Origin of the sequence: Pseudomonas sp. MF6767 (genome assembly GCF_016405475.1) — a bacterium.
Taxonomy (GTDB): domain Bacteria; phylum Pseudomonadota; class Gammaproteobacteria; order Pseudomonadales; family Pseudomonadaceae; genus Aquipseudomonas; species Aquipseudomonas paracarnis.
The window spans coordinates 43,778-60,733 of the sequence record NZ_JAEKCY010000016.1; the positions used below are offsets into that span (position 1 = coordinate 43,778).

Below are 16,956 nucleotides of genomic sequence, written 5' to 3' on the forward strand. Positions count from 1 at the left end.
GAATATGGCCAATCAGCGCTTACAAAAAGCTAATTGATTGCAAAGGACGGCTCTCTAGCATGTGCAGGTCTTATTACGGAGAGCCTGTATGAACACTCAGCCTGTAAGCCCCAGCCAACTCGCTAACCGGGCCGGCAACGCCGTCATTTCATCTACCGTCACGTCGCCTGACGCCGCGGTGAATGAGGGCGTCGATGCGATGTCGGCGTTCCCTTTTCCGCGTGACACGATCAAAGGCTGGATCCAGGAAAAAGTCTGGAACCTGACCAATCAATGGATCGACCCCGACAAGGTATACCTGCATCAGTTTTCTCCTGCCAACAGTACCCACACTGGCAGCGCCGTGACCGGGTGGGAACATCGCGGAGTTCCCGAGTCGTCCATGACGCTGACCGATGCCGTGGCCAGTGATTTTTTCTCGGCGGAACGCTACGGCACGGCCGGCAAGGCTCAGGCGCTGGCGCATTTCGTGTCTTCGAATACCAGCCCGTTTTCGTTGCTGGACAGCGAAAGTGTGCCGGATTTTTTCAGCCGGCTGGGCAAGTTCATTTTCGACCGGACGGGGCCGGGATACCTCTACTCGAAAATTCACGATGACGTGCCCAACGCCGTGGAGACCTGGCGTGATCTGGACGCCGCCTATGGCCTGTACCTGGATGGGCCGGGAAGGGGCACCTACGACGCCGGCAACCAACTGCGCATGAAGCCCAGCGAGCTGTTGAACCTGGTGCGTGAGGGGGACCTGCAGAAAAAGGTGATGACCAGGCTGGACAATTTTTGGATGCAGCACGGCGACGAGTGGCGGATGCTGGCCAAGCAACAGTTCGTGATGGAGGCCCGGGCCGCGCGCGCCCTCAACCAACAAGACTCCAGCCAGGGCCTTAGCCCGCAGGCTTATGCCGAGGTGATGAAAGCGGCGGCGTCAGGTGTACCGCTCGAGGGGCCGATGTCCAAGGCCCAGTTACAGGCGCAGACGACGCCGGGTCCGGACACCAGGGTGTTTTGCTTCGATATCAATGGTTATAAGTCCAATGACATCCTGCGCTTCATCTCCAAGAGTGGTACCGAAACCCTCTATGTCCCCGGCGCAAAACCCGCGATCCAGACTTTCAAGGACCGAGCCGCCGTGGACCAGTGGGTGCTCGAACAAAGCAAGGACCCCGCCAAAGCCAAGGTGCTGGAGGAACATTTCTCGCTGCGTGATCGTCAGCAGGGCGTGTTTGGCGCCCTGAGTGCCAACGGCGTGGACGTCACCCTGGCCAAGCTGGGTGCAGGCACCCAGGCAGCGAATGACAGTGTTATCGATACTTTGAATTATCCAATCGGCGGGGACGTGTTTTCCTTCATGGCCAGCCAGACACGCCAACGCATCGACAATGATGCAGACACCGAAATGAAATCCAACGCCGAAGTGCGCAAGGACGACGCACTGGCTCTGTTGCAAGCCGGCAACGCAATATTCTCCATCCCCATGGCCTTGCTCGGGCCTATTGGTCTGGCGCTTGGCGCCGTCTCTTACACGGCACAGGTAGGAATGGAAATCGACCAGGCCGTGGAGGGTGACACTCAGGCCGAGCGCAAGAATGGGCTGCATTCGGCTGTGATGGACGTCGCGACGATGGCTTTTTTTCACGCCCTCGGCAAGGCCGGCCCTTCCACGGCCGATCCCGCTGTCGAGTCCGGCGCTCAACCGACGACGGCGCAAAAGCCGTTTTTCAACTATCGCCGCGTGAACGGGCAGATCGGTGTGCTGATGAGTCCGACCGAACCTGCGCGGCTACCCGAAAAACCAGCAAACGGGTTGAATCCTGCGTGGGACCCATCCATGGAGATTTACCTGCAAGGGGGGGCCAAGCGTCCCTCAGTGCAGCCCCGTTATGAGATCGTCGAGGAGGGCCCGTCTACGGCGAAGAAGCCCAAACTCGAAGACTCGGAAAACGAACTGTCGGAGAATGAGGAGTCGCCGTCTTCGGTGGTTTCCGATGCCACGTCCTCCGGGGATTACGAGCCGTACGACGATAGCAACGTGCTCAAGGTCAATCCGTTCAAGGCCGGCGTCCAGGTGCCTGATGGTGGGTATTTCAACAGTCGAGGCATGATTGAACGTACCGATATACCCAAGTTGTACCGCGTCGAAAAGGCGGATCGCGTAGAGCGTCGCGGTGATCCGGCAAATTATGGTTTTCGGGACTCAAACTTCTTTTCCGGGCCTGCAAAAATGATGGACGGCAATGTCGTGATGGCGTCTCGCTCAAAGGCGGCGGCGATACATTTTGGTGATGCTGCACTCGGCGGCAAGTACCACCTTTACGAAATCGACAGTCGCGGTGTTCCCGTCGTCTCTTTCAACGAAAATATCGAGGTAAACCCGCAGTTCGTCGAGGCTCGCCAGTGTGTGGCGCCTGGCACCATCGAGCGGATGCGCAAGTCGGGCCACTTGAATCAGTTTGAAGAAAGTTCCTATGAGTTCGATGAAGTGCATGTGGACAATAATCAACTGTCGAGCGCAAGGATCAGGGAAATTCACAACCATTGAGCGTGTTCACTTTGAGCGCTTGCTGAGCTAGGGTGGTCGCTCGCCAGCAACGAGCGACCGGCACTTGGAGAGTTAAATGCACTTAGGAAAAGTCACCCCCATCCTGCGGATTTTCGACGAGGCCAAGGCGTTGGAGTTCTACGTCGATTTCCTGGGGTTCAAGGTCGATTGGCAGCATCGCTTCGAGGCGAATTTTCCGTTGTACGTGCAAGTGTCGCTGGGGGAGTGTGTGCTGCACTTATCCGAGCATCATGGCGATGCTTCGCCAGGGGCGGCTGTGCGGGTCCAGGCCCAAGGGGTCGATGCGTATCAGCAGCAATTGCTGGGCAAGGAATACCGGTATGCCAAGCCTGGGGTGGAAGACACGCCGTGGGGGACGCGGGAGATGAGCATCAGAGACCCGTTTGGGAATCGATTGGTGTTTGTTGAGGAGAGCGAGGGCTGATTCTCCCATTGGCCTGTTCGCAGGTAAGGCCCTTGTGGCGAGGGAGCAAGCTCCCTCGCCACCATGGTTGTGGTGCTACACCCGGAAATGACTGACCATCTGCTGCAACTGGCTACCCAGGCGTGCCAGTTCAACACTCGACTTGGCTGTCTCATCACTGGCCGTAGCGGTCTGCTCAGACACGTCACGCACGTTCACGATACTGCGGCTGATCTCTTCCGCCACGGCGCTCTGTTGTTCGGCGGCTGCGGCAATCTGCTGGTTCATCGACTGGATATTCGACACGGTGCGGGTGATGTTTTCCAAGGATACCCCGGCCTTGCGCGTCAGTTCGACGCTGCTGTCGGTGAGGCTGCGGCTGTTGTTCATCACGCTGGCGACTTGTTGGGTGCCGTTCTGTAAGCCGGCCACCAGGCCTTCGATTTCCTCGGTGGACTTCTGTGTACGCTGCGCCAGGCCACGCACTTCGTCGGCGACCACCGCAAACCCACGGCCGGCTTCTCCGGCACGCGCAGCTTCAATGGCGGCGTTAAGTGCCAGCAGGTTGGTCTGTTCGGCCACGGCCTTGATCACGTCCATCACGCTGCCGATCTTGTTGCTCTCTTGTTGCAGGTGCGTCATGGCGTCGGTGGAGCGCGCCACTTCGGCCGCCAGGCGTTCGATCTGGGCGATGGCTTCAGCCACCACTTTATCGCCTTCGCGGGCCTGGCCGTCAGCGTCGGAAGCGGCTTGGGAAGCCTGTTCGGCATTGCGCGCAACTTCCTGCACGGTGGCGGTCATTTCATGCATGGCGGTGGCGACCTGATCGGTCTCGATCTTCTGGCTGTTCACGCCGGCGCTGGTTTGCTCGGTCACGGCTGACAACTCTTCGGCGGCGCTGGCGATCTGAGTGACGCCGTCGCGAATGCCGCTGATCAGCTCGCGCAGGGTGGTGCCCATGCGCTGGATGCCTTGCTGCAACACGCCCAGTTCGTCGCGACGGGTCACCTGGATATTGTGGCTCAAGTCGCCCGAAGCGATGCGCTCCACCACGGCCAGGGTGTCCTGGATCGGGCGGGTGATCTGGCGGGTGATCACCCACGCGGCAATCACGCCGACCAACAGGGCCAGCAAGGTGCTGATCAGTTGCAGGCTGCGGGCCTGGGTGCTTTCGGCGTCGCGACGTTCCAGTTGGATGTCGTACAGCTTGTCGCTGATTGTCACGATGTCGGCGCCCTGGGTGGTCATTTCGGCACGGGCGGTGACGATATTGGCATTGGCCGCCTTGTAGCTCTGCACGGCGCTGCGGTAGGCGCCTAGCGCGGTTTCCAGTGCGGACAATGCGCTTTGCTGGCCAGTACCGAAGGCAACGCTGAGGCCTTTCAAACCGGCGACAGCTTTTTCCAGCTGTGTAGCCGCGCGGGCTTCGGTTTCTGCGTTGGGGCTATTGGTATAGCCGCGCACTTCGTAGCGAGCCTGCAGGAATTCGTTCTTGGCCTGGGTCACGGCCAGGAACTGCGTGAAGCGTTCCGGGCTGTCGGATGACTGCTGCACACTGGTTTCCAGCGCATTGATTTGCGCGTTGGCAATGTCGGCCTTGGCGCCCATGACATCGCGCGCAGCGTTGCCATTGCGGTAGGCCTCGCGCATTTTGTTCAGGGACTGGCGGTAAGCGGTAATGACGGCTTTCTGCTCATTGAGCAGCTTGAGGTTTTCCGGGCTCTTGAAGCTGTCGAGCAGCTTCTGTTGCTGGGCGGCGAAGGCATCGAGGCTGGTCTGCACGTTCTGCGCCACAGCTTCGTCGCCATTGGCCAGCATGTATTGCAAGCGGACGATACGCAGCTTGGTCAGCGAGGCATTGAGCTGGGTGATGTCGCTCATCCAATTGCTACGGTCGATCAAGCCGCCCAGGCTGGTCCAGCCAGTGAGTGCCAGGATCGAGGTGAGGACCAGCACCAGGCCGAAGCCCAGGCCGAGTTTGAGATTGACGCTGATGTTACCGAACCAGCTGTTCATCGAAAGCTCCTTGAAGAGTGATGTCTGTCTGCTGGACGGTGTGTTTTTGTTTGAGCCAGCCAAGATGTGTAGGGCTGTATCGGCGGGAAAGGATGATTCTGAAATACTTTTATTGTTCGTCGACGAAGGGTCGCCGGCGCGCAACGGCGATGCCGGGGTGGGGCTGATCACGGCCCGCTCATGTGTGCTAGTCTGCGGGCCCTTTTAGTTCTGGGCGGCGCGGGAAACCGTGACGTCCTACAGCGGAGCCTCTTCATGTCCGAAGTTAATCTGTCCACCGACGAAACCCGCGTCAGCTACGGTATCGGCCGTCAGTTGGGCGACCAACTGCGCGACAACCCGCCACCGGGCGTCAGCCTGGACGCGATCCTGGCCGGCCTGACCGACGCATTCGCAGGCTCGCCAAGCCGTGTTGACCAAGAGCAAATGGCGGCCAGCTTCAAGGTGATCCGCGAAATCATGCAAGCCGAAGCCGCCGCCAAGGCTGAAGCTGCAGCGGGCGCTGGCCTGGCTTTCCTGGCAGAAAACGCCAAGCGTGATGGCATCACCACCCTGGCTTCCGGCCTGCAATTTGAAGTGCTGACGGCCGGTACCGGCGCCAAGCCGACCCGTGAAGACCAAGTGCGTACTCACTACCACGGCACCCTGATCGACGGCACTGTGTTCGACAGCTCCTACGAGCGCGGCCAGCCTGCAGAATTCCCGGTGGGTGGCGTGATCGCCGGCTGGACCGAAGCCCTGCAACTGATGAATGCCGGCAGCAAATGGCGCCTGTACGTGCCGAGCGAACTGGCTTACGGCGCTCAAGGCGTTGGCAGCATCCCGCCGCACAGCGTTCTGGTATTCGACGTCGAGCTGCTCGACGTTCTGTAAGGCCTGCTGGTTACCTGTTTCTTCATGGATGGAACTTGCCATTCAAGTCGGTCGCCGGGCGCAACGCTCGTGCATAGCAGAACAGAAACAGATTCCTCACCACTTCCTTCAGCACCCCAGGCTCACTGGAACTCAGGCCATTCACGTCCAGATCGCCTTGGTCCTGCAGCTCGTTCAGCGCTTCTTCCTCAAGCACCGCACAGACTTCACCGGTTTCCCGATGCAGGATTCGCAGGTAAGGGTGGGGGCGATCCAGCCAGGCATCTATCAAATAAGTCATGGTCGTTCTCCTTGATGAGTTTCAATGAGAATAATTCTTATTCGTAGAATAGCAAGTGTCTATTGGCAATTTCTGGGTTTTTCTGTGTGGGTATTGCGTTCGATCAACGCAGAGGGCGAAACGCCATCCCGCGGCGGGCGCGGGATGGAATGCAGCAGGTTCAGACTTTGCGCACGAACTCGGACTTGAGTTTCATCGGGCCGATCCCGTCGATCTTGCAGTCGATATCGTGGTCGCCGTCGCACAGGCGGATGTTCTTGACCTTGGTGCCGACCTTGACCACCAGGGAAGTGCCCTTGACCTTGAGGTCCTTGATCACGGTGATGGTGTCGCCATCCTGCAGGACGTTGCCCACAGAGTCTTTCTTCACGGTCTCATCGCCGACCACTTCGGCCTCGCCGTTGGCGGACCACTCATGGGCGCATTCCGGGCAGACCAGTTGGGCGCCGTCTTCGTAGGTGTATTCGGAATTGCATTTTGGGCAGGGTGGCAACGTGCTCACTAAAGCTCCTAGAAAGTCAGGGATGGCTAAAAGTCGCACATTATATAGGGTTTTAAACGCGGGTGGGGTTGGACTCGTCCTAATGTGGGAGCTGGCTTGCCTGCGATAGCGGCAGTGAATTCACTCCCGTCATCGCAGGCAAGCCAGCTCCCACATTAAACAGCGCGGAATCAGTGAGTACGGGCGACCGCAAACTCACTCAGCTCAACCAGGGCATCCCGGTATTCACTGGCCGGCAGCGCTTCCAGGCATGTGATCGCCCGCGCCACGTAGTCACGCGCCAGTTGCGCGGTGTACTCCAGGGAGCCCGAGGCTTCTACGGCGGCACGGATGGCTTCCAGGTCTTCGATCCCGCCTTTCTGGATCGCCTTGCGCACCAGGGCAGCCTGTTCCGGCGTGCCTTCGCGCATGGTGTAGATCAGCGGCAAGGTCGGCTTGCCCTCGGCCAGGTCGTCACCGACGTTCTTGCCCAGGGTTTCAGCGTCGCCCTTGTAGTCGAGCAGGTCATCCACCAGTTGGAACGCCACGCCCAGGTGATCACCGAACGTGCGCAGGGCCTCGGCCTGTTCGGCGGTGGCGCCACACAGCGCGGCGGCACTGTGGGTAGAGGCTTCGAAGAGCATCGCGGTTTTGCCGCGAATCACTTCCATATAGGTTTCTTCAGTGGTGCTGGCATCGCGGACTTTGGACAGTTGCAACACTTCGCCTTCGGCGATGATGCGTGTGGCCTGTGAAAGAATCTTCATCACGGGCATCGAGCCCAGTTCCACCATCATTTCGAACGAGCGCGAATACAGGAAGTCGCCCACCAACACGCTGGGCGCATTGCCCCACATCGCGTTTGCGGTCTCGCGACCACGGCGCATACCGGACATGTCGACCACGTCGTCATGCAGCAGGGTGGCGGTGTGCAGGAATTCGATCGTGGCGGCCAGTAGGCGCAGGTCATCGCCTTGACGGCCCAGGGCCTTGCCGCACAGCAACACTAATAAAGGACGCAGGCGTTTGCCGCCCGCCGACGTAATGTAGTCGCCAATTTTGGAGACCAGCGGCACTTTAGACGTCAGCTGCTGCTTGATGATGCCGTCGACGGCGCTAAAATCGTCCGCGACCGCGCGGTAGAAAGCTTGGGGTTGCATCAGCGACAGTCGCTCCAGAAGGGTTGCGCGGCATGCTAGGACCCTCACCCCCGGGTGTCAAGGCGCGATAGACGGCCCCTTGCAAGCCTCCCATAGCTTGCGTACAATCGCGCACCCTGAACTTCCTGGGCAGCACCTGCCTTACGCAATTGCATTCGGGACGTCCATCCCATGCAGCCATGCCAGCCAATACCTCTTCTTATAAAGCGCTGGGTGAGCAGGATTATCGGAGAAATACCATGTCGTACGCAGTAATTGTTACTGGTGGCAAGCAATACAAAGTCGCCCCAGGTGAATACCTGAAGATCGAGAAACTGGAAGTCGCTACTGGCGAATCCGTTACTTTTGATCGCGTTCTGTTGGTCGCCAATGGCGATGACGTGAACATCGGCGCTCCAGTTGTTGCTGGCGCTACCGTTGTGGCTGAAGTGATCTCCCAAGGTCGTCACGATAAAGTCCGCATCATCAAGTTCCGTCGTCGTAAGCACCACATGAAGCGTATGGGCCACCGCCAGTGGTACACCGAGATCAAAATCACCGGTATTCAGGCTTAATTTCAGCCTAATTCCTCACTAGGAGAATTGACTCATGGCACACAAAAAAGCTGGTGGTAGTACCCGTAACGGTCGCGACTCAGAAGCCAAACGCCTTGGCGTGAAGATGTATGGCGGCCAGAAAATCATTCCGGGCAACATCATCGTGCGTCAGCGCGGCACCCAATTCCACGCCGGTTACGGTGTTGGCATGGGTAAAGATCACACCCTCTTCGCTAAAATCGAAGGCGTGATCAAGTTCGAAGTAAAGGGCGCGTTCAACCGCCGTTACGTGAGCGTTGTCGCAGCTTAATTGCGAGATCGCTGGAAAAGCCCTGTCTTGCGACGGGGCTTTTTCGTTTGTGGAGTGAGTCTCTTGCAAAGCTGTTTGTGATGAGCTCAGGCGCAGGTTTGCGGTCGCTGATTGAGGTCGCTGCGCTCATTTTTGCAAGAGTCTTATGTCTTGGTTTCTTAAGCTCGTCCATGCGGCGAGAGGCGTTTTGTTATGAAGTTCGTTGATGAAGTTTCCATCCGAGTAAAAGCAGGCGACGGCGGTAACGGTTGCATGAGTTTCCGTCGCGAAAAATTCATCGAAAACGGTGGTCCAAACGGCGGTGACGGCGGTGACGGCGGTTCCATCTACATGATGGCCGACGAAAACCTCAACACCCTGGTCGACTACCGTTACACCCGGCACTTCGATGCCGAGCGTGGCTCCAACGGCGGCAGCACCGACTGCACCGGTAAAAAAGGTGAAGATCTGGTACTGCGCGTACCGGTCGGCACCACGATCATCGACTCTGCGACCCAGGAAGTGATTGGCGACCTGACCAAGGCCGGCCAGAAGCTGATGGTTGTGCAGGGCGGTTGGCACGGTCTAGGTAACACCCGATTCAAGTCCAGTACCAACCGTGCACCGCGCCAGACCACGCCGGGCAAGCCGGGCGAACAGCGCGACCTGAAGCTGGAAATGAAAGTACTGGCGGACGTGGGCCTGCTGGGTCTGCCGAACGCGGGTAAAAGTACCTTCATTCGCTCGGTGTCGGCTGCCAAGCCGAAAGTCGCCGACTACCCGTTCACCACCCTGGTGCCAAACCTGGGTGTGGTCAGCGTCGACCGCTGGAAAAGCTTCGTAGTCGCCGACATTCCTGGCTTGATCGAAGGCGCTTCCGACGGCGCGGGCCTGGGTATTCGCTTCCTCAAGCACTTGTCCCGCACCCGTTTGCTGCTGCACCTCGTCGACATGGCGCCGCTGGATGACACCAGCGCCGCAGACGCCGCCGAAGTCATCGTCAGCGAGCTGACCAAGTTCAGCCCGGCCCTGGCCGAGCGCGATCGCTGGTTGGTACTGAACAAGTGCGACCAGATTCTTGAAGAAGAGCACGAAGAGCGCGTCAAGGAGATCGTTGATCGCCTGGAGTGGGAAGGTCCGGTCTACGTCATCTCGGCCATCGCCAAAGAAGGCACCGAGCGCCTGACCCGCGACATCATGCGTTACCTGGAAGACCGTGCCGACCGCCTGGCGGCCGACCCGGTGTACAAGGCCGAACTCGCCGAACTCGACCAGCAGATCGAAGACGAAGCCCGCGCCCAGTTGCAGGCCCTGGACGACCAGCGTGCTCTGCGCCGCAGCGGCGTGAAGTCGGTCCACGACATCGGCGACGATGATTGGGACGAAGAAGACGTGGATGATGAAGACGGTCCGGAAATCATTTACGTGCGTGACTGATCCGTTGCGATAAACTTGAACGCCGCTCTCTGGAGCGGCGTTTTGGTATCCGGGTATAACGTTATGGGCAGCGCTGGGTCGCGCGGCCCTCACTCTAAGGTTGAAGATGATGCGGAGCAAAGTGACAGGTGCGCAGCGCTGGGTCGTGAAAATCGGCAGTGCGCTGTTGACGGCGGATGGCAAAGGTCTGGATCGCGCAGCCATGAGCGTCTGGGTCGAGCAGATGGTGGCCTTGCATGAAGCAGGCGTTGAGTTGGTGCTGGTGTCGTCCGGAGCGGTTGCCGCCGGGATGAGCCGCCTCGGCTGGACCGCGCGACCCAGCGCGATGCATGAACTGCAAGCCGCTGCCGCCATCGGCCAGATGGGCCTGGTGCAAGCCTGGGAGTCCAGCTTTGCCGAGCACGGCCGCCACACGGCGCAGGTGTTGCTGACCCACGACGACCTGTCCGACCGCAAGCGTTACCTCAACGCCCGCAGCACCTTGCGCGCGCTGGTGGAGCTCAAGGTCATCCCGGTCATCAACGAGAACGACACTGTGGTCACCGACGAAATCCGCTTCGGTGACAACGACACCCTGGCCGCCCTGGTGGCCAACCTGGTAGAGGCTGACCTGTTGGTGATCCTCACCGACCGCGATGGCATGTTCGACGCCGACCCGCGCAACAACCCCGATGCCCAGCTTATCTATGAAGCCCGCGCCGACGACCCGGCGCTGGATGCGGTCGCCGGCAGTGTCGGTGGTGCCCTGGGCCGTGGCGGCATGCAGACCAAACTGCGCGCCGCTCGCCTGGCCGCGCGTTCCGGTGCCCACACCATCATCGTCGGCGGGCGCCTGGAGCGCGTGCTTGATCGCCTCAAGGCCGGTGAGCGCATCGGTACGCTGCTGTCGCCGGAACGCGGCATGCTGGCGGCGCGCAAGCAATGGTTGGCCGGGCACCTGCAAACCCGTGGCACGCTGGTGCTGGATGCGGGGGCCGTATCGGCCTTGTCCCAAGGCAACAAGAGCTTGCTGCCGGTGGGTGTGAAGTTGGTGCAGGGCAGCTTCCGCCGTGGCGAGATGGTGGTGTGCGTTGCGCCAGACGGTCGCGAGATTGCGCGCGGCCTGGCCAATTACAGCGCCCTGGAAGCACAGAAGATTATTGGACAATCTTCCGACGCCATTGTCGGACTCTTGGGCTATATGGCGGAACCGGAACTGGTTCACCGCGACAACCTGATCCTGGTCTAACCATAGGAAATACACGATGCGCGTGATGAAGGGATTGCTCGGCCTGCTGCTGGCCATGCCGCTGCTGGCCTCGGCCGAAGAGGTCGGCCAGGTGTCGACGGTGTTCAAGTTCGTCGGCCCCAACGATCGGATTGTGGTTGAAGCATTTGACGACCCCAAGGTCGATGGCGTGACCTGCTACTTGTCCCGTGCCAAGACCGGCGGGGTAAAGGGCGGCCTGGGCCTGGCCGAAGACCGTGCCGAAGCCTCGATCGCTTGCCGCCAGGTGGGCCCTATCCACTTCAAGGGTGAGCTCAAGGACGGCGACGAAGTGTTCAAGGAGCGCACCTCGCTGGTGTTCAAGACCATGCAGGTCGTGCGTTTCCTCGACAAGAAGCGCAACACCTTGGTGTATCTGGTCTACAGCGACCGCCTGATCGAAGGCAGCCCGCAGAATGCGGTGACGGCGATTCCGATTTTGCCCTGGCCGACCGCTCAGTAACCTGCAGGCGAGTTTTGTCACCGGCGTCTATGATTGCAGCTTTGCCGGTTGTAAGCTCCGAAGGGCTGCAATGCAAAGAACATGGGATATCTGGAGTTCGTCATGAGTGCTTTCCACGATCTGAAACTCAAAGCCCTGGACGGACAAGCGCTACCGCTGGCGCCTTTCAAGGGCCAAGTTGTGCTGGTGGTCAATGTTGCGTCCAAGTGTGGTTTGACCCCGCAATACGCGGCGTTGGAAAACCTCTATCAGCAGTACAAGGACCAAGGGTTCACAGTGCTCGGCTTGCCATGCAACCAGTTTGCAGGCCAGGAGCCGGGCACCGAGGAGCAGATTCAGCAGTTCTGCAGCCTGAACTACGGCGTGACCTTTCCACTGGGCAGCAAGATCGAGGTCAACGGGCCTGATCGGCACCAGTTGTACCGTTTGCTGGCGGGCGAGGGCGCTGAATTCCCCGGGGATATCACCTGGAACTTCGAGAAATTCCTGTTGGGTAAGGATGGCCGTGTACTTGCGCGCTTCTCACCACGCACGCCCCCGGAAGACCCCTCCATCATCCAGGCCATCGAAAAAGCCTTGAGCTGACGTCAGTGAAGGCCTGATCGTTCCTACGCTCTGCGTTGATCGTTGATCGTTCCCACGCTCTGCGTGGGAATGCCACCCTGGGCGCTCCGCGTCCCGCTTTTACTCCTTAATCATTTAGATCAATAGTGCTACTCAGCGCTGCAGGCTCTCCATATTATCCGCATCATAAATTCACTCTCCCGTGGAGCGTTCCATGCCCGTCCAAGCCTTGTTCAAACCCTTCCAGCTCGGTGCATTGCAACTGTCGACCCGCGTGGTCATGGCGCCCATGACCCGCTCGTTCTCCCCTGGCGGCGTACCCAATTCCAAAGTCATTGAGTACTACCGCCGCCGTGCCGCTGCCGGTGTGGGCTTGATCATCACTGAAGGCACCGTGGTCGGGCACCCAGCCTCCAATGGCTACCCCAACGTGCCGCATTTCTACGGTGAAGCCGCCTTGGCTGGCTGGAAGAAAGTGGTCGATGCAGTCCACGCCGAAGGCGGCAAGATTGTTCCGCAGCTGTGGCATGTGGGCAGTGTGCGCCGTATGGGCACTGAGCCTGATGCCAGCGTGCCGGCTTATGGCCCGATGGAAAAGCTCAAGGACGGCAATGTCGTTGTGCACGGCATGACCAAACAGGACATCAAGGACGTGATCAACGCCTTCGCCCAGGCCGCCAAGGATGCCCAGGCCATCGGCATGGACGGCGTGGAAATCCACGGTGCCCACGGCTACCTCGTGGACCAGTTCTTCTGGGAAGGCAGCAACCAGCGCACCGACGAATACGGTGGCAGCCTGGCCAACCGTTCGCGCTTCGCCATTGAGCTGATCCAGGCCACCCGCGCCGCTGTCGGCCCGGACTTTCCGATCATCTTGCGTTTCTCCCAGTGGAAGCAGCAGGACTACACCGCGCGCCTGGTGCAAACCCCTGAGGCGTTGGGTGAGTTTCTCAAGCCACTGTCTGACGCTGGCGTGGATATTTTCCACTGCTCCACCCGTCGTTTCTGGGAGCCGGAATTTGAAGGCTCCGACCTTAACCTCGCCGGTTGGACGCGTCAGCTAACCGGTAAGCCAACCATCACGGTAGGCAGCGTGGGCCTGGATGGCGAGTTCCTGCAGTTCATGGTCAACACCGACAAAGTTGCCCAGCCTGCCAGCCTGGAGAAACTGCTGGAGCGCCTGAACAACGATGAGTTCGACCTCGTGGCAGTGGGCCGTGCCTTGCTGGTGGACCCGGATTGGGCGGTGAAGGTGCGCGAAGGGCGCGAGAGTGACATCTTGCCCTTCAGTCGTGAGGCGTTGATGACTCTGGTGTGAGCGGTAAGAGGGCGGGCACCGGTTGGCCGTCCTCGCATACCCCGCGCAACTGGCGCTCGAACTGCTCGATAATCGCCGGCCAGCCCTGACGGCTGGCATGTTGTCGGGCATTCAAGCGCACTCTGCGCAACGTTTCGCGCTCCTCCAGCAGCCAGATGGCCGCGTCGCAAAATGCGTCTTCATCCCCAGGCATCGACAGTGCGCCGCTATAGCCATGGCGCAGATGCTGGCTCGCGGCGGCCTGGTCGTAAGCCACCACGCCCAGGCCAGACGCCATCGCTTCAAGCACCACATTGCCGAAGGTTTCGGTCAGGCTGGGGAACAGGAACAAATCCCCTGAGGCGTAATGCCTTGCCAGCTCTTCGCCGCGCTGCGTTCCGCAGAACACTGCATCGGGCAAATCGTGTTCCATCGACGAGCGCTGGGGGCCATCACCGACCACAATCAGCTTCATCCGCCGCATTGGATAGGCAGCCTGCAAGGCATCAAAGCAGCGCTTGAGCAGCCTCAGGTTCTTCTCTTGGGCCAGGCGTCCCACATGCAGCACGGCAATATCGTGGTTCTCCAACCCCCAATTTTCACGCATGGCGTTATCGCGTTTGGCCGGGTGGAACAATTGGCTGTCGACACCCCGGGATAACATATCCAGACGCTCAAAATGCCGGCGCTCCAGCTCCAGGCGCTGGCTGGCGCTCGGTACCAGGGTCAGGCTCGAGCGGTTATGAAACCAGCGCAGGTAATGGGTGACCACGCGGCTCAACAGGCTCAAGCCATACTGGTTCGAATACTGCTGAAAGTTGGTATGAAAGCCGCTGACTACGCCGATCCCCAGGCGCCTCGCAGCGCGCAGCGCCGAGAGCCCCAGCGGCCCTTCCGTGGCGATATACAGCACATCCGGGCGTTGCCGCGTCCAGCGGCGCAGCAACTTGCGCATTGACGATTGGCCCCATTGCAAGCCTGGATAGCCCGGCAGTGGCCAGCCGCGGCACAGCAACAGTTCATCGTCGCTGGAGCGGTTTTGGTCGGCACTCTGGCGTGGGCGTACCAGCTCGACCTGATGGCCGCGTGAACGCAAACCCTCGCACAGGCGGCCAAGGGTATTGGCCACCCCGTTGATTTCCGGCGGGAAGGTTTCGGTAATGAGGGTGATGTGAAGCGAGGCTGTCGTCATGACCCACAGTGTCTGCGTGGGCCATGTCGTCATTGTGTCAGGGCGATGATGGATTTATGACTTGGCCACCGCCGGCTGCGCCATCGCCTCGGCGCCTTGCTCCCGCACCCAGAACAACGTCGCCCCGGCCACCGCCGCTGGCATCATCAACAGGTTGACCACCGGCACCAGCAGTACCAGGTAGACAATGCCGCCAAAACTCATGCTCTGCCAGCGTTTCTGGCGCAGCCACGCGAGCATTTCGTTCCAGCCCAGCTTGTGGTTGTCGGCCGGGTAGTCGATGTACTGGATCGCCATCATCCACACGCCAAACAGCAGCCACAACGGCGCCGCGATCAGGTTGACCACCGGGATGAACGACAGGATGAACAGGCCGATGGCACGTGGCAGGAAGTAACCCAGCTTGCGCATCTCCCGCGCCAGGGTGCGCGGGACCATGGCAGCCAGCTCACCCCAACTGAACGGCGGGAAGTCGTCGGTGCCACGTACCACGACCTCGACCTTCTCGGCGAGAAACCCGTTGAACGGCGCGGCGATAATATTGGCGAGCATGGTGAAGGTGAAAAACACCATCAGCACCACCAGCACGACGAACAGCGGCCACAACAGGTAATTCAAAAAGCCTAGCCAGTGGGGCAGCGTCGGCATCAAGCTGTCGACCCACAGGCTGAACTGATGGCCGGCGAAATAGATCAATCCGACGAACAGCACCAGGTTGATCGCCAACGGCAACAGCACAAACAGGCGCAGGCCTGGGCTCAACACCAGTTTGAGGCCTTCACGCAGGTATTGCGGGCCGGAAAGAGCAGGGGCGGGCATGGGGTACTCCGAGCAAAATGGCGAACGCGCCGACCTTACCGGCTTTGCACCTGATGTGAAAGCGCGGGCAGGTAGGCGACATCCAGGGTTACAAAGGTGTCGATTAGCTTGATTGCACGCATAGAGAACACCTATGAGCTGGATTGTTATTGCGTATTTCCTTAATCTTGCCCCCCTCGATACGCTGCACCCATTATTTTTCAGGACCTGGCGAGTCAAAGCCTTCCCCAAGTGCTTCGCGGTCCTTTTTTATTCCCGCCGCCCTGTGGTCCGGGCGGTCGGTAGGAGTGAGTCATGTCTGATACCCGTCATTCCCGAGTGATTATTCTCGGTTCCGGCCCTGCCGGTTACAGCGCCGCTGTCTACGCTGCCCGGGCCAATCTCAAGCCGTTGCTGATCACCGGCATGCAGGCGGGCGGTCAGTTGACCACCACTACTGAAGTCGACAACTGGCCGGGCGATGTCCATGGCTTGACTGGCCCGGTGCTCATGGAACGCATGAAAGAGCATGCCGAGCGCTTTGAAACCGAGATCGTCTTCGACCATATCAACCAGGTCGACTTCTCGAAAAAGCCTTACAGCCTGACCGGTGACAGCGGTGTGTACACCTGCGATGCACTGATCATTGCCACTGGTGCCAGTGCGCGTTACCTGGGCCTGCCGTCGGAAGAAGCGTTCATGGGCAAGGGTGTTTCCGCCTGCGCCACTTGCGATGGTTTCTTCTACCGCAACAAGCCGGTTGCCGTGGTCGGCGGTGGCAACACTGCCGTGGAAGAGGCGCTGTACCTGGCCAACATCGCCAGCACCGTGACCCTGGTTCACCGCCGCGAGACCTTCCGCGCCGAGAAGATCCTGATCGACAAGCTGCACGCCCGTGTCGCTGAAGGCAAGATCATCCTCAAGCTCAACGCCACCCTGGATGAAGTCCTGGGCGACAACATGGGTGTGACCGGTGCCCGTCTGAAAAACAACGACGGCAGTTTCGACGAGCTGAAAGTCGACGGCGTGTTCATCGCTATCGGCCACACTCCGAACACCTCACTGTTCGAAGGCGTGCTGGAAGCCAAAGACGGGTACCTGGTGGTGCAGGGCGGCCGCGAAGGCAATGCAACTGCGACCAACATCGAAGGTATCTTCGCTGCCGGCGACGTGGCAGACCACGTTTACCGCCAGGCCATCACCTCGGCCGGCGCCGGTTGCATGGCGGCCCTGGATGCCGAGCGTTACCTCGACGGTTTGAAGGACGCTTCGTTCTAAACCCGTTGACTCAAAAAAATCGGCGAAAGCCGGTTTTTTTATGCCTGCGATCTAACCTACACCACTAAACAAATGTGGGAGCTGGC

General features: G+C 59.7%; 17 protein-coding genes and 1 pseudogene. 11 read left to right on the plus strand and 7 right to left on the minus strand.

Annotated elements, in window-relative coordinates:
• Positions 1-88 precede the first annotated feature (88 nt).
• Positions 89-2,536, plus strand: coding sequence for a dermonecrotic toxin domain-containing protein (locus JFT58_RS22360; protein WP_054896980.1), 2,448 nt, complete (start codon positions 89-91; stop codon positions 2,534-2,536).
• A 76-nt stretch (positions 2,537-2,612) separates the two neighbouring features.
• On the plus strand, positions 2,613-2,981 hold the full coding sequence (locus JFT58_RS22365; RefSeq protein ID WP_054896979.1) for a glyoxalase superfamily protein: 369 nt from the start codon (positions 2,613-2,615) through the stop codon (positions 2,979-2,981).
• A 75-nt stretch (positions 2,982-3,056) separates the two neighbouring features.
• Here JFT58_RS22365 and JFT58_RS30840 read toward each other — a convergent pair whose 3' ends face one another.
• Positions 3,057-3,920 (minus strand): methyl-accepting chemotaxis protein, encoded by an 864-nt coding sequence (locus JFT58_RS30840; protein WP_370706066.1) that lies wholly within the window; start codon positions 3,918-3,920, stop codon positions 3,057-3,059.
• Positions 3,921-3,959: 39 nt separating this feature from the next.
• Positions 3,960-4,976: pseudogene (locus JFT58_RS30845) on the minus strand (methyl-accepting chemotaxis protein); the annotation flags it as partial.
• A gap of 255 nt (positions 4,977-5,231) precedes the next feature.
• On the opposite strand from JFT58_RS30845, the gene JFT58_RS22375 reads away from it, so the two are divergent.
• The gene (locus JFT58_RS22375) at positions 5,232-5,849 is read left to right on the plus strand and encodes an FKBP-type peptidyl-prolyl cis-trans isomerase (RefSeq protein ID WP_034128752.1); all 618 of its coding nucleotides are present in this window, start codon (positions 5,232-5,234) and stop codon (positions 5,847-5,849) included.
• A 22-nt stretch (positions 5,850-5,871) separates the two neighbouring features.
• Here JFT58_RS22375 and JFT58_RS22380 read toward each other — a convergent pair whose 3' ends face one another.
• From JFT58_RS22380 to JFT58_RS22390, 3 genes are all read right to left on the minus strand, one after another.
• Positions 5,872-6,129 (minus strand): PA4570 family protein, encoded by a 258-nt coding sequence (locus JFT58_RS22380; RefSeq protein WP_005791321.1) that lies wholly within the window; start codon positions 6,127-6,129, stop codon positions 5,872-5,874.
• 160 nt (positions 6,130-6,289) lie between these two features.
• Complete coding sequence (locus JFT58_RS22385; protein WP_034128750.1) at positions 6,290-6,631, minus strand: zinc ribbon domain-containing protein YjdM; 342 nt, start codon at positions 6,629-6,631, stop codon at positions 6,290-6,292.
• Positions 6,632-6,801: 170 nt separating this feature from the next.
• Complete coding sequence (locus JFT58_RS22390) at positions 6,802-7,770, minus strand: polyprenyl synthetase family protein (protein WP_003194086.1); 969 nt, start codon at positions 7,768-7,770, stop codon at positions 6,802-6,804.
• Positions 7,771-8,009: 239 nt separating this feature from the next.
• Between JFT58_RS22390 and rplU the strand changes: the two genes are divergently transcribed.
• From rplU to JFT58_RS22425, 7 genes are all read left to right on the plus strand, one after another.
• Entirely contained in the window at positions 8,010-8,324 is a 315-nt protein-coding gene (rplU, locus tag JFT58_RS22395; RefSeq protein ID WP_007950961.1) for a 50S ribosomal protein L21, read from the plus strand.
• Positions 8,325-8,358: 34 nt separating this feature from the next.
• Positions 8,359-8,616 (plus strand): 50S ribosomal protein L27, encoded by a 258-nt coding sequence (gene rpmA, locus JFT58_RS22400; protein WP_003176049.1) that lies wholly within the window; start codon positions 8,359-8,361, stop codon positions 8,614-8,616.
• A 192-nt stretch (positions 8,617-8,808) separates the two neighbouring features.
• Entirely contained in the window at positions 8,809-10,032 is a 1,224-nt protein-coding gene (gene cgtA / locus JFT58_RS22405; protein WP_003194084.1) for an Obg family GTPase CgtA, read from the plus strand.
• Positions 10,033-10,141: 109 nt separating this feature from the next.
• Positions 10,142-11,260: a glutamate 5-kinase gene (gene proB, locus JFT58_RS22410; protein ID WP_019817476.1), complete on the plus strand. Its 1,119-nt coding sequence runs from the start codon at positions 10,142-10,144 to the stop codon at positions 11,258-11,260.
• A gap of 16 nt (positions 11,261-11,276) precedes the next feature.
• Positions 11,277-11,741 (plus strand): CreA family protein, encoded by a 465-nt coding sequence (locus JFT58_RS22415; RefSeq protein ID WP_003194082.1) that lies wholly within the window; start codon positions 11,277-11,279, stop codon positions 11,739-11,741.
• Between the two features lie 102 nt (positions 11,742-11,843).
• Positions 11,844-12,326 (plus strand): glutathione peroxidase, encoded by a 483-nt coding sequence (locus JFT58_RS22420; RefSeq protein ID WP_054896977.1) that lies wholly within the window; start codon positions 11,844-11,846, stop codon positions 12,324-12,326.
• Positions 12,327-12,519: 193 nt separating this feature from the next.
• A complete protein-coding gene (locus tag JFT58_RS22425; protein WP_034128747.1) occupies positions 12,520-13,623 on the plus strand; it encodes an NADH:flavin oxidoreductase in 1,104 nt (367 codons plus the stop codon).
• Here the strand turns inward: JFT58_RS22425 and JFT58_RS22430 are convergent.
• Both JFT58_RS22430 and cysZ read right to left on the minus strand, forming a co-directional pair.
• Complete coding sequence (locus JFT58_RS22430) at positions 13,592-14,794, minus strand: glycosyltransferase family 4 protein (RefSeq protein WP_034128746.1); 1,203 nt, start codon at positions 14,792-14,794, stop codon at positions 13,592-13,594. The two genes, JFT58_RS22425 and JFT58_RS22430, sit on opposite strands and share 32 nt — an antisense overlap.
• 54 nt (positions 14,795-14,848) lie before the next feature.
• On the minus strand, positions 14,849-15,613 hold the full coding sequence (gene cysZ / locus JFT58_RS22435) for a sulfate transporter CysZ (protein ID WP_054896976.1): 765 nt from the start codon (positions 15,611-15,613) through the stop codon (positions 14,849-14,851).
• Between the two features lie 294 nt (positions 15,614-15,907).
• Here cysZ and trxB point away from each other — a divergent pair, with 294 nt between their 5' ends.
• Positions 15,908-16,870 carry a thioredoxin-disulfide reductase gene (trxB, locus tag JFT58_RS22440; RefSeq protein WP_010206474.1) on the plus strand — a complete coding sequence of 321 codons (963 nt, stop codon included), beginning with the start codon at positions 15,908-15,910 and terminating at the stop codon, positions 16,868-16,870.
• Positions 16,871-16,956: the final 86 nt, after the last annotated feature.

Coding starts and splice junctions, on each gene's coding strand:
- JFT58_RS22360 (WP_054896980.1), top strand. CDS start 89: ATGAACACTCAGCCTGTAAGCCCCAGCCAACTCGCTAACCGGGCCGGC.
- JFT58_RS22365 (WP_054896979.1), top strand. CDS start 2,613: ATGCACTTAGGAAAAGTCACCCCCATCCTGCGGATTTTCGACGAGGCC.
- JFT58_RS30840 (WP_370706066.1), bottom strand. CDS start 3,920: ATGGGCACCACCCTGCGCGAGCTGATCAGCGGCATTCGCGACGGCGTC.
- JFT58_RS22375 (WP_034128752.1), top strand. CDS start 5,232: ATGTCCGAAGTTAATCTGTCCACCGACGAAACCCGCGTCAGCTACGGT.
- JFT58_RS22380 (WP_005791321.1), bottom strand. CDS start 6,129: ATGACTTATTTGATAGATGCCTGGCTGGATCGCCCCCACCCTTACCTG.
- JFT58_RS22390 (WP_003194086.1), bottom strand. CDS start 7,770: ATGCAACCCCAAGCTTTCTACCGCGCGGTCGCGGACGATTTTAGCGCC.
- rplU (WP_007950961.1), top strand. CDS start 8,010: ATGTCGTACGCAGTAATTGTTACTGGTGGCAAGCAATACAAAGTCGCC.
- rpmA (WP_003176049.1), top strand. CDS start 8,359: ATGGCACACAAAAAAGCTGGTGGTAGTACCCGTAACGGTCGCGACTCA.
- cgtA (WP_003194084.1), top strand. CDS start 8,809: ATGAAGTTCGTTGATGAAGTTTCCATCCGAGTAAAAGCAGGCGACGGC.
- proB (WP_019817476.1), top strand. CDS start 10,142: ATGCGGAGCAAAGTGACAGGTGCGCAGCGCTGGGTCGTGAAAATCGGC.
- JFT58_RS22415 (WP_003194082.1), top strand. CDS start 11,277: ATGCGCGTGATGAAGGGATTGCTCGGCCTGCTGCTGGCCATGCCGCTG.
- JFT58_RS22420 (WP_054896977.1), top strand. CDS start 11,844: ATGAGTGCTTTCCACGATCTGAAACTCAAAGCCCTGGACGGACAAGCG.
- JFT58_RS22425 (WP_034128747.1), top strand. CDS start 12,520: ATGCCCGTCCAAGCCTTGTTCAAACCCTTCCAGCTCGGTGCATTGCAA.
- JFT58_RS22430 (WP_034128746.1), bottom strand. CDS start 14,794: ATGACGACAGCCTCGCTTCACATCACCCTCATTACCGAAACCTTCCCG.
- cysZ (WP_054896976.1), bottom strand. CDS start 15,613: ATGCCCGCCCCTGCTCTTTCCGGCCCGCAATACCTGCGTGAAGGCCTC.
- trxB (WP_010206474.1), top strand. CDS start 15,908: ATGTCTGATACCCGTCATTCCCGAGTGATTATTCTCGGTTCCGGCCCT.